Genomic DNA, 25,494 nt, shown 5'->3' on the forward strand with positions numbered 1-25,494 from the left:
TGCATCTGTGCACGACCCGGTTACCAATGCGTTGAAACGATAAAATGCGTCTCAATGTTTCGACGATCTCGCGTTTCTAAGCAGATTCCGTATCGCCGGTGTGTCGCGCGGATCACACAGAAGGTTCATCGCGGTTGCACCGGCGATACAAAGCGCGCGCCTTCTAGGATGGCGCGCGGCCACAAACCAAGGATGAAAAGGGTTTTCCCCAGCCGGAACTGCCGTGGCGTGCCAATAATGTCACGCCGCCCCAGGTCGGTGTGCGCCAAAGTGGGAGATTCAGGTCAGGCCGAGCCGAAAACTATGGCTTTTGAGAACCGGAGCGGAGCGTACTTGAAGTACGTGAGCACCAGAAGCGCAGGAAGCCATTGTTTGCAGGCTGCCTCACCTGAATATCGACACGCTTCAGATGGTCGCCACCCAGGCGCGGGCAATGGCCAGACCGGCGGCGTCGGCATCGGAACCATTGCGGGTGATTTCGCCGTCGAGCCGATCGTTCCAGTCGGGATGGCGCTCGGCGATGAGGGAGGCGAAGGATGTGCTCCAGTCGCGCACCATCGGCGTATCCGCCTCGAAATGGAACTGGAAGGCGTAAACGGCGCGGCCAAGGCGGAAGGCCTGGTTCTCGGCGACGGCGCTGCCTGCCAGCCGCACGGCATTCTGCGGCAGCGCGAAGGTGTCGTCGTGCCATTCGAAGATCGGGAAATTCTCCGGCAAGGCTGCCAGCACCGGATCGGTCTTGGCCGCCGGCGTCAGTGACACCTGGTGCCAGCCGAACTCGGTGGCACCGCCGATCTGGTTCTCGCCGCCGAAGGCCCGCGCCAGCAACTGGCTGCCGAGGCAGATGCCGAGCACCGAGCGGTCCCTGTCGGCGAAGTCGCGGGTCAGATCGAGCAATTCGGGGAAATAGGGGCAGAGTTTGTCATCGAGCGCGTTCTGGGCGCCGCCCAGCACGACTATGGCGTCATGCTCGCCGCTGTGCTCGGGCAGGGCCTCGCCACGATAGGGCTTGCGCAGATCGATATCGGCGCCAGCCTCGACCAGTGCGGCGCCGATCTGGCCAAGGCCCTCATTGTCGAAATTCTGAACGACCAGGACGCGCATCGAAACCCTGCTGACATGATATTGATCCCGCGAGCGATATCATGGCGCCCGCATCGCAGCCAAGAAGGAACGCCTATGCCACTGCAGAACCGGGTCGATCCGTTCGGCGCAATCCACGCGGTGCCCGAACGCGGCCTGTTCACCGGCAATCGCGGCATCATCCACGACCCCGAGACGAAGACGCTGTTGAGGAAGCGCTGGGCGCTTCAGGCCTGGATCATCTGCGTGTGCCAATTTCGCAATGTGCGACGCGAGCCGATGGGCCGCAACAGGCAGGGCGGCAAGGCGGGCTGGACCGAGCTGTTCTTCCTCGACGAGGTGACGGCGCTTGCCGCCGGCCACCGGCCCTGCTTCTTCTGCCGGCGCGAACGGGCGAGCGACTTCGTCCGCCGCTTCGGCGGGGCGTTCGGCATCGCCGAGCCGCGCGCGCCGATGCTCGACAAGCGGCTGCACAGGGAGCGGCTGGCGGCTGGCGGCCAGCCGCCGGCGGTCAAGCCGGAAGCGCTGGCCGCCCTGCCCGATGGCGTCATGGTTGCTGACGGCAACGCGGCTTATGCCCTGCACGGCGGCCAAGCGCTGCGCTGGTCGTTCGCTGGCTATGGCGCGCCGGCCGCTTTTGGCGATCTGGCCGGCCGGCCACTCCGGCTGCTGACACCGGCGACCACCATTTCGGTGCTGCGGCAAGGCTACGTGCCGGCATGGCACCCTTCCGCCGAGGCTTGACGGCAAACACCGCCTCGCCCATTGCTCGGCCATGCGCGCCAATTACAAGATGCAGCGGCTGTTCGTGCCTGACGATCTCGGAACCGGCATTGAATTCGATGCCGGGCCACAGCAAAGCCATTACCTGATGCATGTGCTGCGGCTCGGCGAAGGCGCGGAGCTCCTGGTGTTCAACGGCCGCGACGGCGAGTGGTCGGCGGCGATCGCGGCAAAGTCCAAAAAGGCGGTTCGGCTGAAGGTTGCCTCCCTGCAGCGGCCGCAGCCGCCGCTGCCCGATCTCGTCTACTGCTTCGCGCCGCTGAAGCAGGGACGGCTCGACTATCTGGTGCAGAAGGCGGTCGAGATGGGTGCCGGTATCCTGCAGCCGGTGATTACGCAACACACGCAAGTGGCCAAGCCAGGCATCGAGCGGCTGCGCGCCAATGTCGTGGAGGCGGCCGAACAATGTGGCATCCTGGCGGTGCCTGAGGTGCGCGAGGCGGAAAAATTCGAACGCCTGCTGACAGGCTGGGACAAGGAACGGCGGCTGATCTTCTGCGACGAGGATGCCTCGACCAACAATCCGCTGCCGGCGCTGCAGGCGGTCGACGAGACCAAGCTCGGCCTGCTGGTCGGACCGGAGGGCGGCTTTTCCGACGACGAGCGCAAGATGTTGAGGGCGCTGCCTTTCGTCACCGCCATCCCGCTCGGGCCGCGCATCCTTCGCGCCGACACGGCCGCGGTGGCCGCGCTTGCGGTGATCCAGGCGACAATCGGTGATTGGTGATCAATTCGAGTTGAGCCCTGGCTCAGGATTTTTCGCTTGATCGGCTACTGACATTTCGTCCATCTAGCGCCGGCGGTCGTTCGGCCGCCTATAGCGCCGCGCTCTTTTGTGCGCACAAGGAACGCTGTAGCACTATGGTTTGGCGCATGATCGGTCTTGGGGATCACGCGTCGGGAGGGCTTCTGATGGCGCGCGACACGACCGATTTCCGGCCCATCGAGGGCGTCGACGAACTTGTCGCCTACCTGGCCGCCGGCAATAAGCCGCGCGACCAATGGCGTATCGGCACCGAGCACGAGAAGTTTCCGTTCTATGTCGACGGCAATGCGCCGGTGCCCTATGGCGGCGAGCGCGGCATCCGCGCCATTCTAGAGGGCATGCAGCAAAAGCTCGGCTGGGATCCGATCATCGATGACGGTCGCATCATTGGCCTGGTCGAGCCGACCGGCCAGGGCGCGATCTCGCTTGAGCCGGGCGGCCAGTTCGAGCTCTCCGGCGCGCCGCTGGAGTCGATCCACCAGACCTGCCGCGAGGGCAATGCGCATCTTGCGCAGGTGCGCGAAATCGCCGAGCCGCTCGGCATCCGCTTCCTCGGGCTCGGCGGCAGCCCGAAATGGTCGCTCGCCGAAACGCCCAAAATGCCGAAGTCGCGCTACGAGATCATGACCCGCTACATGCCGAAGATCGGCACCAAGGGCCTCGACATGATGTACCGCACCTGCACCATCCAGGTGAATCTCGACTTCGAGAGCGAGGCGGACATGCGCCGCAAGATGCAGGTCTCGCTCAAGCTGCAGCCGCTGTCGACGGCGCTGTTCGCCAACTCGCCCTTCACCGAAAGCCGACCGAACGGGCTGCAGAGCTGGCGCGGCGACATCTGGCGCGACACCGACAACCAGCGCTCCGGCCTGCTCGAATTCTGCTTCTCGCCCGATTTCGGCTTCGCCGACTATGTCGAATGGGCGCTCGACGTGCCGATGTATTTCGTCATCCGCGACGGCCACTATCACGACATGACGCACATCACCTTCCGCCAGTTCATAACAGGGGCCGCCCGCAATGAGGTCCCGGACGGGCTGCCGACGATGGGCGATTGGGCAAACCACCTGTCGACGCTGTTCCCCGACGTCAGGCTGAAGCGCTTCCTCGAAATGCGCGGCGCCGATGGCGGACCGTGGCGGCGCATCTGCGCGCTGCCGGCCTTCTGGGTCGGGCTGCTCTATGACGAGGCCGCGCTGGACGCCGCCGAGGCGCTGACCTCGAACTGGACCTACAGGGAAGTGCTGGCAATGCGCAACGCCGTGCCGGAGCTGGGCATTTCGGCGCCGTTCCGCAACACGACCTTGCGCGATGTCGCGCGCGACGTGCTCTCCATCTCGCGCTCGGGGCTGAAGAACCGCGCACGCAGGAACCGTGATGGCTATGACGAGACCTCGTTCCTCAACACGCTGGACGAAGTGGTGGCGCGCGGCACGACAAGCGCCGAGGAGATGCTGTCGGCCTACCACACGCGCTGGGGCGGCTCGATCGAGCCGGTGTTCATGGAGTATGCCTACTGACCCTTCGCCATCCGACCGGTTGAGGCTTCGGCAAAAGCCGCTTCAATCAAGGATGGAAACGAACTAGGTTTCTCCAACGAGGATGTTCCCGGAGGAGATTCCAATGCCTTCCCTGTTCGACATATTCGCCCAGGCGCAGAACGGCGCCGGCATGCAGGCGCTGGCTCAGCAGTTCGGGCTTTCGATGCAGCAGACCCAGGCCGCGGTCGAGGCGCTGCTGCCTGCCTTTTCGCAAGGGCTGCAACGCAACACGGCCGACCCCTACGGGCTCGGCGCCTTCATGACCGCGATGGCGAGCGGCCAGCACGCCAAATATTTCGAGGACGCGACCCGGGCCTTCTCGCCGCAAGGCATCAACGAGGGCAACGGCATTCTTGGCCATCTGTTCGGCTCGAAGGAGCTGTCGCGGGCCGTGGCTGCCCAAGCCGCGCAAGCGACCGGTCTCAGCCAGCAGGTGCTGCAGCAGATGCTGCCTGCGATGGCCTCGATGATGATGGGCGGGCTGTTCAAGCAGACCACCAACCAGATGCAGGCGGCGGGCGGCTTCGGAGGCGGCGGCAATCCGCTCGGCGAGATCATAGAGCAGATGATGCGGCAGGCGGGCGGCAGCGCGCAGCAGCCGCAACAGGCGCCCAATCCCTATGGCGACAACCCGCTCGGCAAGGTGCTGCAGGACATGTTCGGCGGTGGTGCGCAGCAGCCGCAGAGCCAGCCGCAGCAGGCGCCCAATCCCTATGGCGACAATCCGCTCGGCAAGGTCCTGCAGGACATGTTCGGCGGCGCGCAACAGCCGCAAGGCCGGACGCAGCCGCAACAGACGCAAAGTCCCTTTGGCGACAATCCGCTGGGCAAGATGTTCGAGGAGATGCTGCGTCAGAGCGGAGGCGGCGGGTTCGGCCAGCCGGTGCCACAGCAGCAGGCACCCCAGCAGCGCGAGGCGCCGCAACCGCAGACCAACCCGAGCGGCAGGCCGAGGAACCCGTTCGACGATCTGTTCGGTAAGATGTTCGAGACCGGCGCGCGGCAACGCGACGAGTACCAAAAGGGCATGGAATCGATCTTCGATCAGTTCAAGCGCGGCATGGATCGACGTTAGCCCGAAAAGAAGAGCCCGGTCCTTGGGAGGACCGGGCAGCGTGCAGGCAGGCCGGGGGGAACCGGCAGGGAGTGGGGAGCCTGCATGAACCTTGGTCGCCGCGCCCCTTGAAAAGGTTCAGGGCGACCGAATGCACCAGCCGGCTGGATCAAGCCACCTTGCGGGCGAGATCCTCGATCGAGCCGACCCGGTCGCTGGCGATGGCGCGCAGCTTCACCGTCGGGTCACGCCCGAAGGGCACAGCGACGGCGACGTGGAGGTCGGCGCGCGTCAGCCCGATATCGGCGAGTTCGGCATCCGACATCTCGCCGAGGCGATAGAATTGGCGGCGGTTTTTCCAGGCGCGGTAGGCATCAGCGATGGCATTGGCCACGCGCGCCGCTACGGACGGACGCGTGGTGATGCGCGAGGTCTCGGTGGCGAAATCAAACGTGGTCATGTCAGTCCTCCTTCAGAGTCGAGCGGGCGAAGCCGGGCAAACGTCGCTGGGAGGAGCGCCGTTCCGGTCTCGATTCACATGCCTTCATGTGGATGTTGGAGAATGTGCCACGGTGCGATTGATTAATCCAACGAATGTTTCTAATCTTTAGCATCAACATCAATGATGGATTGGACCGATGAAAGCGCCACTCGATCTCGATCAGTTGCAAACCTTCATCTCGATCGCCGATACCGGCAGCTTCACCCGCGCGGCGGAAGAGGTGCATCGGACGCAGTCGGCGGTGTCGATGCAGATGCGCCGGCTGGAGGAGCGGATCGGCAAGCCGCTGTTCGAGAAGGACGGCCGCACCAACAAGCTGACCGAGGAAGGCGACAGGCTGCTTTCCTATGCGAGGCGGCTGATCTTCCTCAACCGGGAAACGCTGGCCGCCTTCGACGACAAGCGACTGGAAGGCACCATCCGCATCGGCACGCCGGACGACTATGCCGACCGCTTCCTGCCAGAGATCATGGCGCGCTTCACGCGCTCCAACCCGCGGGTCGAGCTGACAGTCATCTGCGAGCCGACGCCCGGACTGGTCGAACACATCAAGCGCGGCAATCTCGACCTGGCGCTGGTGACGCACAACGACACGCGCGGCCAGTCGGAAGTGGTGCGGCGCGAGCCGCTGTTGTGGGTGACCTCGGCCAACCACGCCACGCATGAGCAGGAAATCCTGCCGATGGCCTTCGGCCGGCCGAACTGTATCTGGCGCCGCGCCGCGGTCGACGTGCTCGACCGGCAGAACCGCGAGTACCGCATCCTGTTCTCGAGTTTCTCGGCGACCGTCATCACCGCCGCGGTGCTTTCCGGCCTCGCGATCTCGGTGCTACCGGAATGCGCGCTGCGGCCCGGCATGCGCGTGCTCGGCGAGGCCGACGGCTTCGGCACCCTGCCCGACTGCCGCATCGGCATCATGCGTGGCCAGACCTCGCAGCCGGAGATCGTCGACGCGCTCGCCCGCCACATCTGCGAAAGCCTCGACAACATCTCGGTGCCGCTGGGCGAAGAGACGGGAAACTTCGACTTCGCCGCGCTCGCCTTTACCAAGATGAAGCGGACCAAGGCAAACCAGATCATGCCGGGCTGGTAGGGCCTGTTTCCGGGTCAGAGATGCCCTAGGCCCGGGCGGCCGCCGGCACGACGTCGTCCGGCGAAGCCAGACCGGAAAGACCGAGCAACTGGCCCGGTTCGAGCGGTGGCGACAGGAAATAGCCCTGGAACTGCCGGCATCCCATGGCGACCAGCAGGATCTTCTGCGCCTCGGTCTCGACACCCTCGGCGGTGACGTCGACGCCGAGCGCGACGGCGAGGTCGATCAGCGCCTTGACGATCGCCGCCGCATTGCCTTCGCCGTCGAGCAGCCGGACGAAGGAGCGGTCGATCTTGAGCTTGTCGATGGCGTGGCGGCGCAGATAGCTCAGCGACGAATAGCCGGTGCCGAAATCGTCGAGCACGATGCCGATGCCCGACTGGCGCAAGGCGGCCAGAGCCGCCCTCGAGGCATCGCTGTTCTCCAGAAGCACACTTTCGGTGATCTCGAGTTGCAGGCGCTGCGGCGCCAGTCCGGTGTCGGCAAGGATCGACGCAACCTGTTCGGCAAAGCCGGCGTCGCGCAGTTGCAACGGCGACACATTGACGGCGAGCCATGGCAGTTCGGTCCGCACGGCGAAACGGCAGGCTTCCTGCAGCACCCATGCGCCGAGTTGGCCGATCATGCCGCGCTCCTCGGCAATGGCGATGAACTGCGCCGCCGGCAAAGCGCCATGCACCTCATGCCCCCAGCGGATCAGCGCCTCGGCGCCGAGGATCGTCTTGCCGTTTGCCGCGAACACCGGCTGATAAGCGAGCCCGATGCCGGTGCCGCCATCGAGGGCCTTGCGAAGCTCGGTCTCAACCTTGCGCTTGCGTAAGAGAAGGTCGTCCATGTCGCCGGCGAAGACCTGGTGCCGGCCACGGCCGTTCTTCTTGGCCTCGTAAAGCGCGATGTCGGCCTTGCGCAGCAGGTCATCGGCATCGGTCTCGGCCTCGGCCGACAGCGCGATGCCGATGCTGGCGCTGACGAAGACCTGGTCGTCGATGAGCTTGAACGGCTCCTGCAACTTCTGCAGCAGCCGCTCGGCAATGTCCTCGGCGGCGCGGATATCGCGGATGTCGATGAGGATCAGCGCGAACTCGTCACCCCCCAGCCGCGCCACGGTATCGACTTCACGAATGGTGTGCTGGAGCCTGGCCGCAGTCTGGCGCACGAGCTCGTCGCCCGCCGGATGACCGAGCGTGTCATTGATATGCTTGAAGCGGTCGAGGTCGAGATAGAGCAGCGCCACTTTCCCAATGTCGTGACCGGCCTGCCCGGTCCTGAGCATGGCCTGCCGCAGCCGATCCTCGAACAGGGCCCGGTTGGGCAGGCCGGTGAGCGTGTCGTGGAAGGCGAGATACTGCGCCCGATCCTGGCTGGTTTGCAGCGCCGAAGAGGCGCGGCGCAGGCGCCGCAGCAGGAATGCAAGCACGCTCGCCGCGAGCAGCAGGCCGACGATCAAGGCAGGGGCAGCCTTGCGCACCAGCGTCAGACCGGGACGTTCCTGATCCCAGCCGATATAGCCGAGAATGACGCCGCGAGAATCGACCAGCGGAATGGCGGCCGAGCCGCTGGTTTGCGAGAGCGGCAGCAGATGCGCGCCGGCCAGCAGGTATTTTTCGGCAATCTTGCCGATGACCGCGTCGTTGATGAACTCGACCGAGATGTGGAGGTATTCGCTGCCCCGTGCCTGGGTGAGCCGGTTCGTGCTGGGGACGAGCGGCATGATGCTGAGTATGGCCGGCTTGCCGCCGAGCGACACCAGGTCTTCGCCGACCATCTTGGCCGGCGCGGCCGAAGCGTCCTCACTCGGCGGCTCGGCCATCTTTGCGCGCAGCCTTTCGATGGTGGGCCGCAATTCGGGCTCATCCTCGCCATAGACGGACGGGTCGAGCACCTTGCCTTCCCGCATGGCGTGTACCGGACGGTTTGCGGCATCCAGCACATAGACCCGGTTGTGGCCGTAATAGGAGTACATCCAGACGCTGAGGTTCTCCTCTATCCAGGCCTGGTTTCCCGCCTTCACGTTGATGATGGAATCATCCCAGACGGTCACGCTCTCCTGCTCGCGCTCGACCGCCGCGATCTGATCCTTCAAGCCATTGGCGAAGAATATCTTTTGCCGTTCGAGCGAGACATGGTCGGCCTGGGCGGTGGCATAGAAACCAAAGCCGACGACCATGGCCAGCGCAAAGGCGGCCAGCATCAACACGGTCAGCGTGACCTGATGCGTCAATGGGCTTTGGCTTGCGCGTGCGCTCATGCGTTCCTGGCCGGCTGCGTTACGGCGAACTCAAAGCAAATCGGGCTTAAGATCGCGTTATTGTATTAGCGAGGATTGAGCGCCGCCTTGACGCGGACAGGCAACCGCCCCTCAATCGGCCGATGAGCGACACGTCCGAATCACGCAGCAACGCCACCGAATACACGGTGAGCGAGATTTCCGGCGCGCTGAAGCGCACGGTGGAGGACGCGTTCGGCAATGTGCGGGTGCGCGGCGAGATTTCCGGCTATCGCGGCCCGCACTCGTCCGGCCACGCCTATTTCGCGTTGAAGGACGACCGCGCGCGGCTCGATGCCGTGGTCTGGAAGACCACGATGAGCCGGCTGAAATTCCGTCCAGAGGAAGGGATGGAAGTGATCGCCACCGGTAGGCTGACGACCTATCCCGGCAAGTCCAACTACCAGATCGTCATCGACAATCTGGAACCGGCCGGGGCCGGCGCGCTGATGGCGCTGCTCGAGGAGCGCAAGCGCCGGCTGCAGGCGGAAGGCCTGTTCGATGCCGGCCGCAAGCGGCGGCTGCCGTTCATGCCCAGCGTCATCGGCGTCGTCACCTCGCCGACCGGCTCGGTGATCCGCGACATCATTCACCGCATCAAGGATCGCTTCCCGCTGCACGTTCTGGTCTGGCCGGTCAGGGTGCAGGGCGAGACGGCCGGCACGGAGGTGACTGGCGCGGTCAATGGCTTCAACGCGCTTACCCGGGATGGCGCCATCCCCCACCCCGACGTGCTGATCGTGGCGCGTGGCGGGGGCAGCCTCGAGGACCTTTGGGGCTTCAACGATGAAAGTCTGGCGCGAGCGGTCGCCGCCTCGCGCATCCCGGTGATATCAGCCGTCGGGCACGAGACGGACTGGACGCTGATCGACTTCGCGGCCGACATGCGGGCGCCGACGCCGACGGGTGCGGCCGAAATGGCCGTGCCGGTCAAAGCCGACCTCGAAGCGACCCTAGCCAGCCTCGGCGCGCGGCTCAAGGCAGCGGCCTCGCGCAATTTCGAGCGCAAGCGCCAGGCGGTACGCGCAGCGGCGCGGGCGTTGCCCTCGCCCGACCAGTTGCTGGCGCTGCCGCGCCGCCGCTTCGACGAGGCGACGAGCCGGCTCGCCCGGGCGCTGACGGTGAGCATCGAGCGCAAGCGGGCAAGGCTGGAGCGGCGGCGGCTGACGCCCGCCACACTGTCCCGCCGCATCAACGAGGCGCGCACGCTGACCGGCCGCGATCTGGCGCGCGCGAAGGCTGCCTTCTTCGCCATCGTGCGCGAAAGGCGGGCACGGTTCAAACGTACCGCTGCACGGCTGTCGCCGGCGCCGATCGCAAGACGACAGAAGGTGCAGGCCGATGCTCTGACCGGGCTGACACGGCGCCAGGACCATGCGATTGCGCGAAGGCTGGACCGGTTGCGCGCGAGCCTGACCCAGGCCGACCGGCTTTTGTCGACGCTTTCGCACAAGGCGGTGCTGGCGCGCGGCTTCGCGCTGGTCAAGGATGCCGAAGGCGCGGTGATCAAGCTGGCGGCGGACGTCGCGCCGGGGCGGCGCTGTCGCTGGAATTCGCCGACGGCAGCGCCGACGCGATCGCCACCAGCGGCGCCGCGCGGCCGAAGGCGCCTGCCAAGCCCGCTGCCAAGACCAGGGAGCCGGGCAATCAAGGCTCGTTGTTCTAGCGCCGGTCAACCTTTCATGTAATCGCTGAACCGCCCTAAGTATTTGGTTTGACGCAATTCCGGATGGAAAACCGCTACGCACTTTTCCTGGAATTGCTCTAAGGTACGGCATGACAGGACATGATCCGCACCTTGCGACGCCGTCGGGAAGGCCACGCGCCCGATATTTCGGCATCGGCTTCGACGGCACGCCGGGCGAGTCCAACGCCATCACCGACGTGGCCGGCGTGTCAGTGGGCTACACGACGCTGATCTCGGGCGACGGGCCGCTGGTCGTCGGCAAGGGGCCGGTACGCACCGGCGTGACCGCCATCCTGCCCAGGCCGAAGGCGGAACTCGCCACGCCGGTCCTTGCCGGGGTCTTCAGCCAGAACGGCAATGGCGAGCTGACGGGGTCGCACATCATCGAGGAAACCGGCGCCTTCAATTTCCCGGTCACCATCACCAACACGCATTCCTGCGGCGTCACCCGCGACGGCACGCTGCGCTGGATGCACAAGGTGCTGCCGGCCGCGCTCGACACAGGCTGGGGCCTGCCGGTGGCGGCGGAGACCTATGACGGCTTCCTCAACGACATCAATGGCCATCATGTCAGCTTCGACGATGTGGCCGGCGCCCTCGACAGCGCTGCCGTCGGCGCAATCGAGGAAGGCAGCGTCGGCGGCGGCACCGGCATGATCTCGTTCGGCTTCAAGGCCGGGTCCGGCACCGCCTCGCGCATCGTCGCATGGCAGGACAGCCGCTACACCGTCGGGGTGTTCGTGCAGGCGAATTTCGGCAAGCGGCGCAATTTCACCCTGCGCGGCCAGCGCGTCGGGCCGGATCTCGCCGAACCGGCGATCCGCGAAGGCACACCGCGCGCCGAAAAGGGCTCGATCATCGCCATCGTCGCCACCGACGCGCCCTTGCTGCCGCATCAGATGAAGCGGCTGGCGAGGCGTGTCCCGCTCGGCATCGCCATGACCGGCGGCTACGGCTACCACAGTTCGGGCGACATTTTTCTCGCCTTCTCTACCGCCAACCCGGAGGCCGCGCTGGCGCCGTCAGGCCGGATCGCGCATGCCGATTTCGTCCCTGACGTCGATATCGATCCGTTTTTCGATGCGGTGGTGCAAGGAGTGGAGGAAGCGATCCTCAACGCGCTGGTCGCCAATGAGGACATGACAGGGCGGGACGGCAATTTCGTGCCGGCGCTGCCGAAGGCCTGGCTTCAGGCCAGATTCCCGAACCAGTAGGCGCTGCCTGGGACAGGCGTCCCTCGCCCGGCTGCTCCGGGCCGGGCTATCACTCGGACGGCTTATCCGGATTGGTCTCTTGCTCGCTGGCCTCGGCGGCCTCTTCGAGGCGCGATGCGATCAATTCCTTGATGTCGCCGACCTCTTCCTGGATGTCCTCCAGAAGAATGCCCTCCTCGGCCGCCTTGGCCGCGCACTCCTTGGCAAGGGTCTCGGCCTGCGTCTCGATCTTTGCCGGCGAGTGCTGGCAGTGAACCTTCTCGCCAATCCACTCCCGCAAGAACTCGATCGCATGTTCACTCATACTGCTTTTCCCTAGCGGCTATGCCGGTTGGTAATCATAAACGTCGGCATCCCGCAAAGGATGCATGCTCCCATTCCAGCCGAGTCGGCCTCGCCCGGCAAGTTGATCTTGCCCGAGGTCCACAGGGTGCGAGAGGTGGGAAGGTTCAAGGAACACGTTCTGATCGTTGAGGATGATGGTGGCGGTGGCTGGGATACCCAGCATCATACTATTGTTTCTATTTTGCTTTTCCGGTTTTCAGACCGATTTGCATCACAATAGAGGTCAGCACATTCGCAGCGCCGTCGACCGCACAATACCCAGGGCGCGTCGCCGAAGCCGCCGGTATATAGAGATATCCTCATGCGATGTCGACTCTCCTGGTTCCAGTGCTTCTTTCCGCCGCAATGAGGGGGCCGCCGGGGGTGCTGCGTACCTATCGCTCGAAAGACTCTCCGAGCGAAGCCACGCCGTTGAGCTTGAGCAGGCGCCGGTTCGACGAGATGATGCCAAGTACGATGATTGTCACGAGATAGGGCAGGCTCGACAGAAGTTGCGAGGAAACGCCCAGCCCGGTCGCCTGGGCCGCCAGGCTTGCCAGGGACACGGCGCCGAAGAGGCAGGCGCCGAGGAAGATCCGGCTGGTGAGCCATGTGCCAAAGACGACGAGCGCAATCGCAATCCAGCCGCGCCCGGCGATCATGCCATCGGCCCACAGCGGCGTGTAGACCACGGCTGCGTAGGCGCCGGCGAAACCCGCCAGCACACCGCCGAAGGCGACGGCTGCGAAGCGTACGGCGATCACCGGATAGCCGAGCGCATGCGCCGCCTTGGGGTTCTCACCGACGGCGCGAACGACGAGGCCGGTCTTGGTGTAGGCGAACATCGCCCAGATGGCGACGGTCGCGGCAAGCGAAAGCCACACGACAACGTCCTGGGCGAACAGGCCGCCGAAGACCGGGATATCCGCAAGCCAGGGCAACGAAAGCTTCGGCAGCCCCTTGACCGTGAGGCTTTCATAGCTCTTGCCGAACAGCGCCGAGAGGCCCTGGCCGAGTATGCCGATGGCGAGGCCCACCGCGACCTGGTTGGCGCGGAATCCCAGCGCGATGACAGCAAAGACAAGGGAAAGAGCAGCGCTGGCGAGGCCAGCGGCGAGGAAACCGAGGAGATGCCCGCCGCCTTGATGGACGACGATGAAGGCGATGACCGCCCCGAGGGCCATCAGCCCCTCGATGCCGAGGTTGAGGACGCCGGCCCGCTCGGCCACCAGTTCGCCGAGCGCCGCCAGTAGGAACGGCGTGGCCGCCGCCAGCATCCCGGCGACGATGAACTCGACGGCGTTCATGACGTGCTTCCGTGGACGGCATGGCGCCAGACGAGCCGGTAGCGGACGAAGGCGATGGCGACGAGATAGGCGAGCAGCAGGCTGCCCTGGAAGACACGGACCGCTGCGACCGGCAGATTTGCCGAGACCATGGCGTTATCGCCACCGATGTAGAGGGCCGCCATCAGCAGCGCGGAAAAGACGATACCGACCGGGTGAAGGCCACCGAGATAGGCGACGATGATGGCGGCGTAGCCGTAGCCGGTCGAGATGGAGCGCTGCAACTGACCAAGCGGGCCAGCCACCTCGGCCGCTCCGGCGAGACCTGCCGCGAAGCCGCCGATGAGCAGCGAAAGCCAGATCGCGCGCCCTTCGTTGAAGCCGGCGTATCCGGCCGCGTGCGGCGCGAGGCCGCCGACCTGCAGCTTGTAGCCAGCGAAACTCTTCTGCATGAAGATCCAGGCGGCGAGGGAGAATGCGAAGGCGACAAGCAGCGAAACATTGACGCGGGTGCCGGGGATCAGGATCGGAACCATCGCATCATACTGGAACATCACCGATTGCGGGAAGTTGAAGCCGTTCGGATCCTTCCATGGGCCGAGAAGCAGATAGTTGAGCAATTGCGCGGCAACCAGCGCCAGCATGAGCGACACGAGAATCTCGTTTGCGTTGAGCCTGACGCGCCAGAAGGCGGTGAGCGATGCCCACAGCGCGCCGCCCAACGCACCGATGACGAGCATGGAGGGCCAGATCCACTGGCCCGTCGCCGCTGGAAACCAGATGGGGATGGCCGATGCGAAGATCGCGCCGAGGACGAACTGGCCCTCGGCGCCAATGTTGAAGACCTTTGCGCGAAAGCCGATCGCAAGCCCCTGCGCGATGAGCAGGAGCGGCCCGGTCTTGAGCAGGACTTCCGAGAACGAGGCCCAGGACAGGAAAGGTTCCAGAAGCATCGTGTGGAAAACGGCCACCGGATCGCGGCCCATCAGGAGGTAGAGCCCGAGATTGAGGAGAGTCGCCAGGCCGAGCGCCACGGGCGGGGCGACCAGCTTCACGGTAAGCGAGGCATGCTCCCGGCGAACCAGAACGGGAAGGAACGGCCTGGAGAGAGCGATCATGCAGGGACTTTCCTGGCCGTCGAATGTGCGCCGATCATGTAGCGGCCGATCTCCTCGGGTCTGGTGTCGCGCGTCACCAATGGCGGGCTCAGCCGGCCCTGATGGATCACCTGGATCGAATCGCAGAGTTCGAACAGCTCCTCCAGTTCCTCCGAGATGACGAGGATGCCCATGCCTTCGTTGCGCAAGGCGACGAGGCGCCGGCGGATGGCGGAGGCCGCGCCGACGTCCACGCCCCAGGTCGGTTGCGCCACGAACAGCAATTTCGGCGACAGCATGATCTCGCGGCCGACGATGAACTTCTGCAGATTGCCCCCGAGAGCGCGCCGGCCTCCGCTTCGGAACCTGGCGTTCGCACGTCGTATTGGCGGATGCAGTCCTCGGTGAAAGCTTTCGCCCGGGCCGTGTCGACAAGGCCGCGTTTCAGCAGGCCGAACGGATGGGCGGTCAGAAGGCTGTTGAGGACGAGCGACATTTCCGGCACCGCGCCGCGGCCGAGCCGCTCCTCAGGGACGAAAGCGAAGCCCAGCCGGCGGCGTGCCGCCGCATCGAGCGCGCCGACATCCTTTCCCATCATGAAGATACGGTCGGACTTTTCGCGCGGCAGCACCGTCTCGCCCGAGATCAGCGCCGCGAGTTCGCTCTGGCCGTTGCCCGATATGCCCGCGATGCCGAGGATCTCGCCGCCCCGCACCGTCAGGTTGACGTCGGAAAGCGGCACGGCGAAGGGGTCGTCCGGCCGATGGTCGAGGCCGACGATCTCGAGGCGCTTGTCTCCGCCGGAATGCGCGACCGCCGGCATGGGCTGCGGCATGTCGCGGCCGATCATCATGCGGGCGAGGTCGTGCGCGTCATGGTCGCGCGGGTCCACATTGCCGGTGACGCGGCCGCCGCGCAGGATGGTCGCATGGTCGCAGACCGCGCGGATCTCCTCCAGCTTATGCGAGATGAACAGGATGGAAACGCCGCCATCGCGCAGCCGCCGCAACGTCTCGAACAGCTTGTCCACCGATTGCGGCGGCAGGACGGAAGTCGGTTCGTCGAGGATCAGGAGCTGGGGTTCGGTCATCAGGCAGCGGATGATTTCCACCCGCTGCCGCTCCCCGACCGAGAGCGCGTGCACATGGGCGAGCGGATCGACTTCAAGTCCGAAGGCGCGGCCGAGCGCACGGATGCGTTGCGCAAGATCCGATTTGCTTGCGGGCACAACCAGCCGGATGTTCTCCACCACCGTCAGCGTCTCGAACAGGGAGAAATGCTGGAACACCATGCCGATCCCCTTGCGCCTCGCATCTGCCGGGGACGCGAGGGCCAGGGGTTCGCCTTTCCAGATCACCGTTCCGGCGTCGGGCTGCTCGACGCCGTAGATCAGCTTCATCAGCGTCGACTTGCCCGCTCCGTTTTCGCCGAGGATCGCGTGGATCGAGCGCGGAGCCACGTCCAGATCGATGTCTCGATTGGCATGGATCTGGCCGTAGCTCTTGGAGATGCCGCGCAGCGACAGGAGCGGGACGGTCATGGTCACTTGGGCAGCGGCGTGGTGACACCCTTGACGTGCCAGTCCATGGCCACGATCTCGGCCTCGGTCATCGTCTTGCCGGCGGGGACACCCTCGTTGCCATCGGCCTTGGCGATCGGACCGGCAAAGGGCGAGAAGCTGCCGGCGGCGATCTTGGCTTCAACCTCCTTGATTCTGGCCATCATGTCGGCCGGGATACCCGGGTTCCAGTCAACGACCTCGACAACCTTGTCGCCGACACCCAGGAAAGCGTTGCCACCCTTGAAGGTGCCGGCGATGTGGGCGTCGACCGAGGCCTTGAAGAAGGGCGACCAGTCGGTCGCAACACAGCCAAGATAGGTTTTGGGCGCGTATTTCTTCATCGACGAGTTGAGGTTGAAGGCGGGGACGCCGGCCTCCTCGCAGGCCGAGACGACGGAGGGCGTGTCCTGCGCGTTGGAAAAGATCACATCGCATTTCTGCGCCAACAGCGCCTTGGCGGCCTCCTGCTCCTTGGCCGGATCGAACCAGGAGTTCACCCATACGACCGAAACCTCGACATCGGGCCTCACCGCCTGCGCTCCGAGCGTGAAGGCGTTGATGGAGGTGATCAGCTCGGGAATGGCGAAGGCGGAGACCGAGCCGAGCTTGCCGGTCTTTGAAAGCGCGGCTGCCGCCATGCCCATCAGGTAGGTGCCCTGGGAATACTGGGCCGCGAAGGGCGAGAAGTTCGGCGCCACCTGGAAACCGGAAGCGTGCAGCACGGTGACGTCGGGATTGCGGCGTGCGATCTGCAGGGCGCCATTCTGGTAGCCGAAGGAGCCGGCGATCAGGAACTTGTTGCCGTCGGCGACCGCCTTGTTCATGATCCGGTCGGCATCGGGTCCTTCCTGAATGTTCTCGATGACGGTCACCTTCACCTTGTCGCCGTAGGCCGCCTTCACCGGCTCGAGCCCGTCGGCGAGCGCGCGGCCCCAGCCGACATCGCCGACCGGCGACGGGACCACAAGCACGATACCCAGAGGTTCGTCGGCGGCAAACGCGCGGCCGGCCACCGCGGCGACGAGCCCGGAGGCGGCCGCGCCCTTCATCAACGTTCTGCGGGTAAGTTTTGTCAGCATGTCGGTTCCCCTTGTTTTGGTTGCTAAAATTCCACCGTCGCGAGCGCCGCCTCGGCTTGCGCGAACAGCCGGGCCTCGTCGAGGCCCGGGAACTCGCCCTTGGCCCAGACGATGCGGCCGTTGATCATGGTCATGTCGGTCGGCGCGCCGATGCCCACCTTGGCCAGCAGGCTCAGCGGATCGTGCCTGGTGCCGACATAGTCCATGCGCCGCGTGTCGATGGCGAATAGGTCGGCGGCCATGCCGGGCGCCAGCCTGCCGATGTCGCCGCGCCCGAGCAGCGCCGCGCCCCCGGTCGTCGCATAGCCGAGAAAATCGGCCGGCGGCGGCACCGGATGGCCGCGCGTCGACGCCGCCAGGCATTGCAGCATGTAGGCGGAATGGATGCAGTGCATCAGGTTGGAATTGTCGTTCGAGGCGGCGCCGTCGCAGCCCAGACCCACATTGAGCCCGAAGGCCGACATCGCCGGAATGTCGGTGATTTCGGCGCCGACGAGATAGACCGGCTCCGGGCAGTGAGCGACGCCGGTGCCGCTGGCGGCCATCTTGCGCAACTCGTCGTGGGTCAGTTCCCAGCAATGGGCATAGAACGCATCCGGCCCGCAGAAGCCGATCTCCGCGCAATAGTCCACCGTGCGCATGCCGTGACGGGCCTCGATGACCGGGCTTTCGCCCTCGCCGACATGGGTATGCAGGCGCACCCCGCGGTCGCGCGCCAGCGCCACCGATTCCACGAAGGTCTCGCGATAGCAGTTGACCGGCTGGCAGGGCGCGACGACGACCTGGCGCGTGCTGAAAGGACCGGCATCATGATAGGCGTCGATCAGCCGGGCGCAGTCGGCGATGAACTCGTCGGTCGTTTCCAGCATCGCGTCGGGGATGGTCGAGCCTTCCGATTTCGGCAGCGTGTTGCCGCCGCGTCCGGCATGGAAGCGCATGCCGAGGAGTTCGGCCGCTTCGAACTGCCGGTCGACCAGCCGTTTGCCGGCATGCCGCGGAAAGCAATACTGATGGTCGAACGCCGTCGTGCAGCCGTGCTTTATCAACTCGGCCATCGCTGTGACCGACGCGTGGTAGAAGCATTCCTCGGTCAGCCGCGAGAAGACGGGATAGATGCGGTCGAGCCATTCGATGACCGACAGCTTCGTCCAGTCCAGATCGGCGCGGTTGCGCACGAAGCATTGAAAGAAGTGGTGATGGGTGTTGACGAGGCCGGGATAGACAAACCAGCCGGCGGCGTCCCACGCTACCGTCCCGGCGGGCAGCTCCGCCTTGTCGATACCTTCGCCGATGGCGCGTATCGCCGGGCCGTCGGTCAGGACATCGACATTGCGCCGGACGTCAGGACCGTTGCCCTCGTCGACGATGACCGCAGCGCAGTTCTTCAACAGATAGCCAGCCACGTCAGGCCTCGCCGACTTCTGGCACGGGCTCGGGCTTCAGTTCGTGCAGCCGGTGGATGCCGGGCATCTCGATGAAGCCATCGATGGCGCGGATCGCCCGCGACCAGAGCCGGATCGCAGGATAGGGATCGAGCGAAACACCGCCGTCCGGCGCCAGCGCCACATAGGGAAAGCAGGCGATGTCGGCGATCGTCGGCCGGTTCGACGCAAGGAAGCGCTGGCCGCGGATCTGCTGTTCGACAAGGCCAGCCTCCAGCTCCCGCAGGGCCGCTACCCCCTGCCCTTGGAGGACAGCGATATTGCCCGGACGCAGCAGCATCTCGTGCAGGCGCGCGGCGCCCAGGCTGGCGGTAAGCCGGTGCGCGAAGGAAAGCCATTGCTGGACGCGCGCCGCCTGCCCGGCCGTATCGTTGCCCAGCCATTGCGGCGCCACCTTGGCGGCGAGGTAGACCAGCATGGCCGAGGATTCGGTGAGGACAAGATCGCCATCCTCCAGGATCGGGATCGAACCCGCCGGGTTCAGCGCCATGAGCTCAGGACCGCGATGCTCGACACCGGGATGGAAGTCGACAGGGCGGATGTCGAGCGTCACCCCGGTCAGCGCAGCCATGAGGCGCACCTTGTAGCAGCTCGGCGACAGCACGTAGTCGAAGAGCTTCATTGCGCCACCAGTTGCGCGCCGTAGGTGTAGCCATGACGTTTCAGCCAGCGCCGGTAGGCAACCGAGGTGAGGTCCGCTCTCGTGGGGATCTCCATGCCGGGATCCAGCGGCAGCAGCCCCGGAATCTGGTTTTCGAGGATTGACCGGTCCTGGACGAAGATCGTCTGCTGGAAGTGGATGAGGTCCGTCATCGGCGTTTCGTCGTCGAACAGCGCCATCCATGGCCAGACATCGCACAGATCTTCGGCAAGCGGCTGCACGAAAAGCGTGATGACGTCCCATTCACCCGGGCGCGGCGGGCAGGTCTTGTAGAGGATCGAGCAGGTCGGCGCGGGCACGCGATACATGTATTCCGTGGTGATGCCGCCCTCCGCCGACTTGGCGGCCTGCGGCTGGTAGAACTTCACCTGGGTCGCCCAAACCTCGTCTTCGTCCTCCCGGATCTCGACCTTGTAGTTCTGCACCTCGGTGTGCGGTTCGGCCCCCAATATGTCGGTGTGCACGAAAGGAAAATGCGCAATGTCGAGGAAGTTCTCCACCGCGCGCAGCGGCGAGCAGCGCACGCGCACCACCCCGACATCGACGAGCCGGCGGCCGGGCTGATCGGCCTCGGGGATTGCAAACAACGGCTTTTGCGGGTCGCCGAGCGACGACCAGACATGGCCATAGCGGATGCAGGCCGGCAGGGCACGTCCGTTGCCGCCGGTCACCGTCGCGTTCCCGTCTTCGCCGCGCCTCAGCTCGATCGGCTCGCCCATGAGGGCCGTCTTGCGTCCATGCGCGTCAAGCTGGCTGGCAAGGCCGACCGGATACCATTCGTCGATCATCGCGTTACGGGTCATCGGGCGATCCCGCCGCGCGAATTATCCTCGGCCGCCCGCCGCAGCGCCTCTGCGGCCCTCGATGCGGCGATACGCTCGGCCTGACTGCTGCCCTGGTCCACCAGAACATGCATCAGCGTCCGCGCCTTCCCTTGCGGAGCAAGCAGCAGCTGGACGGTCCGGGCATTCTCGGTGTAGCCGAGCAGGCCTCCGTCGGCCTTGGTGCCCGCGACCGCCTCCAGCGCCGCGATGTCCGCTTCCACCATCATCGAGCGCAGGGGGGCGAGGCCCTCGAACCGGGGCGGCCCGGCGGCGGGTTCGCCAACGGAAATCCACATGATACCGCCGCCGTCCTCGACGGGCTGCGTCGCGACACGAATCGTGTCCGGCGGCGCCAGTGCCGGATGGGCCGGAATGCGCAGGCAGTTTCCCGCCTGGGCATAGCTCCAGCCGTGATAGATGCAGGACAGGCTCTCACCGCGCACGAAGCCATGGGAAAGGCGCATGCCGCGATGCGGGCATCTGTCGGCGAAGGCCGCCGCACGGCCGGAACGGCTTCGCCAAAGGGCAATCGGCCCGGCTGGGGATTGCGCCGGGATTACGGTTCCCGCCGGCAGGTCCGCGGAGAGGGCAACAGGCATCCATGAGCCAGTCGGATAGGGCGGCATGCATCAACTTTCAAACGACACCTAGCATCTTCCCGAGCGCGGCTTCGCGGTCAAGGATATGCTAATAAGCTCGGTTACGTTTGCACAACATTTCCTCACTGGCAACAATAGCCTAAAAAAGGTGCATGACGCCGTGGCAGGCAAGACCTGCGACTGCAAAGCTAGCCCGATTCGCTCTCGATCGGCGCCCGGCGAATGGTCTCGACCCAGACATCGATTGGTCCAAGAGAGCACCCCATCTCCATCATGTCGATGAGTTCGGCCGGGCCGGCAACTTCGAGTTCGATCCGGTCGGGACCGGTGACGCATATTGCCTGCGCGAGCCCGAGCTTGGCGGCATGACGCTCGATCCACGGAAGAAAGGATGCCGCCTCGACATCGCCGAGGATCGTCATGCGTTCCCGCGCAGAACGTGGGTTTTGCTCGCTCATCGAGACCTTCATGATTCGTCCGCGGCCGTCACGGCGGGACAGGATACGACTGTTTCGACTGCCGCACAAAAGATACCGGAAGAAGGTAGTGGGGCAGACTACCCAGTCGGTTTGGTGAGTGAAAACGCGAAGACGCCGCGGCCAGCCGGAACGGACTGTCCGCGACGTCGGTGGGCGGCAACCTTCATGCTTGCGTGAGAGCACAGTATTGCCCTTCCTAGGGAAAGGGCATCCGCAGCCACCACTGGCCGTCAGCGAAAAGCAAAAGCGTCAGTCTTGCTCCAGCCAGACCTTCTCCAGATCCATCTGGAAGGTCGGGTGGATGGAGTAGTTCTTCACCTTCTTGCTCATGTGATTGTAGAGCTTCTGCCAATAGGGCTGGATGATGATCCCCGAGTCCTGGATTATGGTCTCGATGTCCTTCATCACTTCCCGCCGCTTTTCGGGCGCGCTTACCGACAGGGCCTCCTTGAGCTTCTTGTCGAACTCCGGATCGGAGTAGCCGGTCTCGTTCCAGGCCTCGCCCGTTCGAAACGCCAGTGCCAGCACCTGGACGCCAAGCGGGCGCATGTACCAAACGGTGACGGAGTAAGGATACTTCGTCCAGTCGTTCCAGAAGGTCGAGCCCGGCAGCACCGTGCGCTTGACCTTGATGCCGGCGTCGCGAAGCTGGGCGGCAATCGCGTCCCCCGTGCTCTTGTTCCAGTCATCGTCGACGGTGATCAGCTCGTGCTCGAAATCCGCCTGGCCGGCTTCCGCCATCAGTTTCTTTGCTCCCGCCGCGTCGCGCGCCTTCTTTGGCAGCGGGTAGTATTCGGGGTGAATCGGGCTGACGAAATGATTTTCGCCGACTGTCCCGCGTCCGGCATAGCCCAGTTGGAGGACGACGTCGTTGTCGACCGCCATCTGGAGCGCGTTGCGCACGCGCTTATCGTCATACGGTTTTTGCGTGACGTTGGTGCGCGCAACCAGCGTCGTCGCGGTCTGGATCTCAGTCTGGTGAAGTCCAAGCCCGTCCAGGATCTCGACATAGTCCGCGCCAGTTTCATTGTTTAGGTCAACCTCGCCAGCCTCGAAGGCATTCACCATCGCGTTCGGGTCGGTTCCATAGTCGATGAACTCGATCCCATCGAGCATCGCTTCTCCGCTCCACCATTTTCCGCTCTCGCGCCGTTTCAAGACTGCCTTCTGGCCGACATCGTAGGAGACGAGCTCGAATGCACCGGTGCCGATCGGTTTCGTGACCGGATTGGCGCCGTCGGCGTCAAAGTTGCGGTGCACGACCAAGGCGGGGTAGTCGGTGAGACCGGCAATGAGCGCGATATCCGGGTCGCTCGGCGAGAGCTTGACCGTGTGATCATCGACCTTGGTAACGGCACCCTCGCGCGCCTTGCCGGTCTTCTGGTCGACCAGGCTGTTGACGCGTGCGGCCATGGAATTGCCCGCCGCCTTCTTGTCGCACCAGCGGTTGAAGCTATGGACGACATCGTCGGCGTTGAAGGCGTCGCCATTGTTCCAGGTCACGCCCTTGCGGATATGGAGCACGTATTCGGTGGCGTCGCTGTTGACCTCCCAGCTTTCCAGAAGCACCGGCTCGAAGGTGAATTCGCGGGTGTACCTGACCAGCGGCTCCAGCCAGGCGCGGCTGATATTGGCCATCTCTACCCAATCATAGGTGCGCGGGTCCTTCTGTTGCTTCACGACCATGGCGACGCGAAGCGTTCCACCCTTCTTGCCTTCCTCGGCGAACGCCGGGGCCGGCGCGGCCAGGCCAACCATGCCGTAGGCAACCGCAGTTGATGCGCCGAATGCGCTGGCCATCGCGAGGAATTCGCGCCGGTCCATAAGGCCCTCACGAACGTCCTTCGCCATACGCGTTATCGCTTTTGGAACGCGGGTTCCGCCGCTTTTGAAAAACTTCATTTTGAGTGCTCCCTGTTGATGATTGCTTGTCTCTCACGCGCTGCCCAAACCAAATGTCGAACCCCTGCATAGCGGCCGGTTTCTCGGACCTCAGGACCGCCGCCTCTCTGCCCGACCCGGCCAACAATGTCGGCTGGCTGCCGGTCTAGATCGACTGGCCAAGCACCCTCCCCTCGTAGATCGCCGCCACGGCAAGCCGCGGCGCCAGCGCGTCGCCGATGACCTTCGGTTTCAGCGCGGGCGCCTGTTCCTCGAGATCGTCCCGTACCCCCGTGTCGGACACGTTGGTGGTGGCCAGGACGAGTGTGTCGGCATCGATCACGGTTTCGGTCCCATCGAGATGGCACCTGACCGTCGCGCCGTCGCCATGCCATGCCTTGACCACCGCGTCGGTTATCCAGTCGCCGCCCGCGCTCTTCAGCCGGGCGCGCGCAACGCCGTCGCTTTCCGTGCGTTGCAGGAAACGGCCTACCACTGGCCAGGACGTAACCACGGTGACGCGATGGCCACGCGCCACGATTTCGAGCGCGGTGCCGAGGCCCCGCCAATCACCCGTGTCATCGATGAGGAGCACATGGTCGCCCAGGCGTGCCGTCCGGGTCATCACATCCTCGACTGACCAGACATTGGGCAAGTCGACCCCTGGAAGGCGGTCCTGCCCAGGCAGTCCACGCTGGAAGCCCGTGCCGGCGGGTTGCGAGCCCGTCGCGATGACGATTTCCTCGAAGTCGCGGCCGGCGACCTCCCCGGCATCGAGCGGTGTATTGAACAGCAGACTGACGCCCAGTCTGGTCAACTGCCGTTCGTACCAGTTGATCAATTCCAGGATTTGAGACCGCCGCGCCTGCAAACCCGCGAGCCTGAACTGTCCGCCGAGTTGCGGGCCGGCCTCCGCGAGCGTGACGCTGTGGCCGCGCTCGGCGGCAACGCGGGCCGCTTCGAGCCCTGCCGGTCCGCCCCCGACCACCAAGACGCGCTTCGGCTGCATGCTCGGCGCGAAGCGGTCGCCACCCCATTCGAATTCGCGGCCGGCCGAGGGGTTGACGAGGCACGAGATCCAATAGTCCCTGGAGCGCCTTCCCCAACACATCTGGTTGCATGAGATGCAGCCGCGAATGTCGGCGTCGCGGCCGCTGGCCACCTTGTTGACCCAGTGCGGATCCGCGATCTGGCCGCGCACGATGCTGACCATGTCGGCCTGGCGCGACGAGATAACCTCGTTGGCATTTTCGGGTGTGCGGATATGGCTTTCGGCCTGGACGCGGGTGTGTTTGCAGACCTCCTTCAACGCATGGGCGTTGGGGGCGCCGAGCTTGTCGGGGAAGAGGAACGTCGGCATGACCGAGGAGTGATCGAAGTAACTGCCGGTGCCGCAGCTGATGTAGTCGATCAGGGCGCGCGCATCATGATAGGCGGCAATCTCCTGGAGCAGCTCCGTGTTCATCCCGACTTCAACCGAGGCGTCGATGCTCGAGGCTAGGCCGATGATGAACCCATCGCCGGTCACCGAACGGATGCGCGAGGTGATCTCGGTCGAGAACCGCATCCTGTTTTCGAACCTGCCGCCCCAGCGGTCGTCGCGCCGGTTCGACCATGGCAGCCAGAATTGCTCGATCAGCGAGTTGTAGGGGCCGAACAACTCCACCCCGTCGAAGCCGCATTTCTTGGCCCGGACAGCGGCGCCAACAAAGCTTTCGATGATCTCCTCGATCTCGGCTTCACGCATACGATGGCTGCCGTCCCCATCGTGATAAGACGGCAGGCCCGAGGGAGACCAATTCGGACTATAGGAATTGTCGTAATCTCCGTGCTGGCCGACGTGATACAGCTGGTGGATCATCACCGCGCCTTCCGCCTTGCAGGCGTCGGTGATCGCCCTGAAGCCAGGGATCACCGCATCGTCATCATGTCGGAAATTGCCGCGCGTCAGCCGAGCCGTCCGGTGGACCGGCATCGGCTCGACCACGATCATGGCCGCGCCTCCCCTGGCCCGTTCCAGGTAGTAGCCCAGGTGGCGCGCTCCGGGCATGCCATCTTCGGCCATGTTGGCGGTATGAGCGCCGAAGTTGATGCGGTTGCGGAGCGTCTTGTGGCGCAGCTGGAGCGGCTCGAGGATTTTGGAAAAAGCCGGCGTCAACGTCATGTCAGGGGAGTCTCTGCTCGCGAGCGCTCACTCGTTGGATGGTCAAACATTAGCGGTCTGCGAAATTCACGAATTGTGATTGCGACACGTTTTTCATAAGAATTGCGC

Annotated in this window: 20 protein-coding genes and 2 pseudogenes; 7 read left to right on the plus strand and 15 right to left on the minus strand. The window is 64.8% G+C overall.

Features of this window, described 5'->3' with window-relative positions; all coding sequences use genetic code 11:
- Positions 1-405 precede the first annotated feature (405 nt).
- A complete protein-coding gene (locus EJ073_RS14985; RefSeq protein WP_126056414.1) occupies positions 406-1,104 on the minus strand; it encodes a type 1 glutamine amidotransferase in 699 nt (232 codons plus the stop codon).
- 75 nt (positions 1,105-1,179) lie between these two features.
- Here EJ073_RS14985 and EJ073_RS14990 point away from each other — a divergent pair, with 75 nt between their 5' ends.
- From EJ073_RS14990 to EJ073_RS15005, 4 genes are all read left to right on the plus strand, one after another.
- A complete protein-coding gene (locus EJ073_RS14990) occupies positions 1,180-1,827 on the plus strand; it encodes a hypothetical protein (RefSeq protein ID WP_126056415.1) in 648 nt (215 codons plus the stop codon).
- 31 nt (positions 1,828-1,858) lie between these two features.
- Positions 1,859-2,593, plus strand: a complete 735-nt coding sequence (locus EJ073_RS14995) for a 16S rRNA (uracil(1498)-N(3))-methyltransferase (RefSeq protein ID WP_126056416.1) — start codon at positions 1,859-1,861, stop codon at positions 2,591-2,593.
- 185 nt (positions 2,594-2,778) lie between these two features.
- Positions 2,779-4,152, plus strand: a complete 1,374-nt coding sequence (locus tag EJ073_RS15000; RefSeq protein WP_126056417.1) for a glutamate--cysteine ligase — start codon at positions 2,779-2,781, stop codon at positions 4,150-4,152.
- Positions 4,153-4,255: 103 nt separating this feature from the next.
- Positions 4,256-5,248 (plus strand): DUF937 domain-containing protein, encoded by a 993-nt coding sequence (locus EJ073_RS15005; protein ID WP_126056418.1) that lies wholly within the window; start codon positions 4,256-4,258, stop codon positions 5,246-5,248.
- A 148-nt stretch (positions 5,249-5,396) separates the two neighbouring features.
- Here EJ073_RS15005 and EJ073_RS15010 read toward each other — a convergent pair whose 3' ends face one another.
- Positions 5,397-5,687 carry a DUF1127 domain-containing protein gene (locus EJ073_RS15010; RefSeq protein ID WP_126056419.1) on the minus strand — a complete coding sequence of 97 codons (291 nt, stop codon included), beginning with the start codon at positions 5,685-5,687 and terminating at the stop codon, positions 5,397-5,399.
- Positions 5,688-5,865: 178 nt separating this feature from the next.
- On the opposite strand from EJ073_RS15010, the gene EJ073_RS15015 reads away from it, so the two are divergent.
- Complete coding sequence (locus EJ073_RS15015; protein WP_126056420.1) at positions 5,866-6,822, plus strand: LysR substrate-binding domain-containing protein; 957 nt, start codon at positions 5,866-5,868, stop codon at positions 6,820-6,822.
- Between the two features lie 25 nt (positions 6,823-6,847).
- On the opposite strand, the gene EJ073_RS15020 is transcribed toward EJ073_RS15015, so the two are convergent.
- A complete protein-coding gene (locus EJ073_RS15020) occupies positions 6,848-9,070 on the minus strand; it encodes an EAL domain-containing protein (RefSeq protein WP_126056421.1) in 2,223 nt (740 codons plus the stop codon).
- Between the two features lie 122 nt (positions 9,071-9,192).
- Between EJ073_RS15020 and xseA the strand changes: the two are divergent.
- Positions 9,193-10,754 (plus strand): annotated as a pseudogene (gene xseA, locus EJ073_RS15025) (exodeoxyribonuclease VII large subunit).
- A 110-nt stretch (positions 10,755-10,864) separates the two neighbouring features.
- Complete coding sequence (locus tag EJ073_RS15030) at positions 10,865-11,989, plus strand: P1 family peptidase (protein WP_126056422.1); 1,125 nt, start codon at positions 10,865-10,867, stop codon at positions 11,987-11,989.
- Positions 11,990-12,038: 49 nt separating this feature from the next.
- Here EJ073_RS15030 and EJ073_RS15035 read toward each other — a convergent pair whose 3' ends face one another.
- From EJ073_RS15035 to EJ073_RS15090, 12 genes and pseudogenes are all read right to left on the minus strand, one after another.
- Complete coding sequence (locus EJ073_RS15035) at positions 12,039-12,293, minus strand: DUF768 domain-containing protein (protein ID WP_126056423.1); 255 nt, start codon at positions 12,291-12,293, stop codon at positions 12,039-12,041.
- A 415-nt stretch (positions 12,294-12,708) separates the two neighbouring features.
- Entirely contained in the window at positions 12,709-13,620 is a 912-nt protein-coding gene (locus EJ073_RS15040; protein WP_126056424.1) for an ABC transporter permease, read from the minus strand.
- The gene (locus EJ073_RS15045; RefSeq protein WP_126056425.1) at positions 13,617-14,717 is read right to left on the minus strand and encodes an ABC transporter permease; all 1,101 of its coding nucleotides are present in this window, start codon (positions 14,715-14,717) and stop codon (positions 13,617-13,619) included. The genes EJ073_RS15040 and EJ073_RS15045 overlap by 4 nt, the downstream gene beginning before the upstream one ends.
- Positions 14,714-16,236: pseudogene (locus EJ073_RS15050) on the minus strand (ABC transporter ATP-binding protein). The gene EJ073_RS15045 and the pseudogene EJ073_RS15050 overlap by 4 nt, the downstream one beginning before the upstream one ends.
- A 2-nt stretch (positions 16,237-16,238) precedes the next feature.
- The gene (locus EJ073_RS15055; RefSeq protein WP_189347630.1) at positions 16,239-17,333 is read right to left on the minus strand and encodes a BMP family ABC transporter substrate-binding protein; all 1,095 of its coding nucleotides are present in this window, start codon (positions 17,331-17,333) and stop codon (positions 16,239-16,241) included.
- A 26-nt stretch (positions 17,334-17,359) separates the two neighbouring features.
- Positions 17,360-18,739 carry an amidohydrolase gene (locus EJ073_RS15060; RefSeq protein ID WP_126056427.1) on the minus strand — a complete coding sequence of 460 codons (1,380 nt, stop codon included), beginning with the start codon at positions 18,737-18,739 and terminating at the stop codon, positions 17,360-17,362.
- A 1-nt stretch (position 18,740) separates the two neighbouring features.
- Positions 18,741-19,400: a glutathione S-transferase family protein gene (locus EJ073_RS15065; RefSeq protein WP_126056428.1), complete on the minus strand. Its 660-nt coding sequence runs from the start codon at positions 19,398-19,400 to the stop codon at positions 18,741-18,743.
- Positions 19,397-20,242, minus strand: a complete 846-nt coding sequence (locus EJ073_RS15070; RefSeq protein ID WP_126056429.1) for an aromatic ring-hydroxylating dioxygenase subunit alpha — start codon at positions 20,240-20,242, stop codon at positions 19,397-19,399. Before EJ073_RS15070 ends, EJ073_RS15065 begins: the two co-directional genes overlap by 4 nt.
- Positions 20,239-20,889, minus strand: a complete 651-nt coding sequence (locus EJ073_RS15075) for a Rieske 2Fe-2S domain-containing protein (RefSeq protein ID WP_126056430.1) — start codon at positions 20,887-20,889, stop codon at positions 20,239-20,241. The genes EJ073_RS15070 and EJ073_RS15075 overlap by 4 nt, the downstream gene beginning before the upstream one ends.
- A 161-nt stretch (positions 20,890-21,050) precedes the next feature.
- Entirely contained in the window at positions 21,051-21,332 is a 282-nt protein-coding gene (locus tag EJ073_RS15080) for an acylphosphatase (protein ID WP_245455626.1), read from the minus strand.
- A gap of 258 nt (positions 21,333-21,590) precedes the next feature.
- Complete coding sequence (locus EJ073_RS15085) at positions 21,591-23,243, minus strand: ABC transporter substrate-binding protein (RefSeq protein ID WP_126056431.1); 1,653 nt, start codon at positions 23,241-23,243, stop codon at positions 21,591-21,593.
- Between the two features lie 145 nt (positions 23,244-23,388).
- Positions 23,389-25,386 (minus strand): FAD-dependent oxidoreductase, encoded by a 1,998-nt coding sequence (locus EJ073_RS15090; protein ID WP_126056432.1) that lies wholly within the window; start codon positions 25,384-25,386, stop codon positions 23,389-23,391.
- Positions 25,387-25,494 lie beyond the last annotated feature (108 nt).

The organism is Mesorhizobium sp. M4B.F.Ca.ET.058.02.1.1 (assembly GCF_003952505.1).
GTDB lineage: Bacteria > Pseudomonadota > Alphaproteobacteria > Rhizobiales > Rhizobiaceae > Mesorhizobium.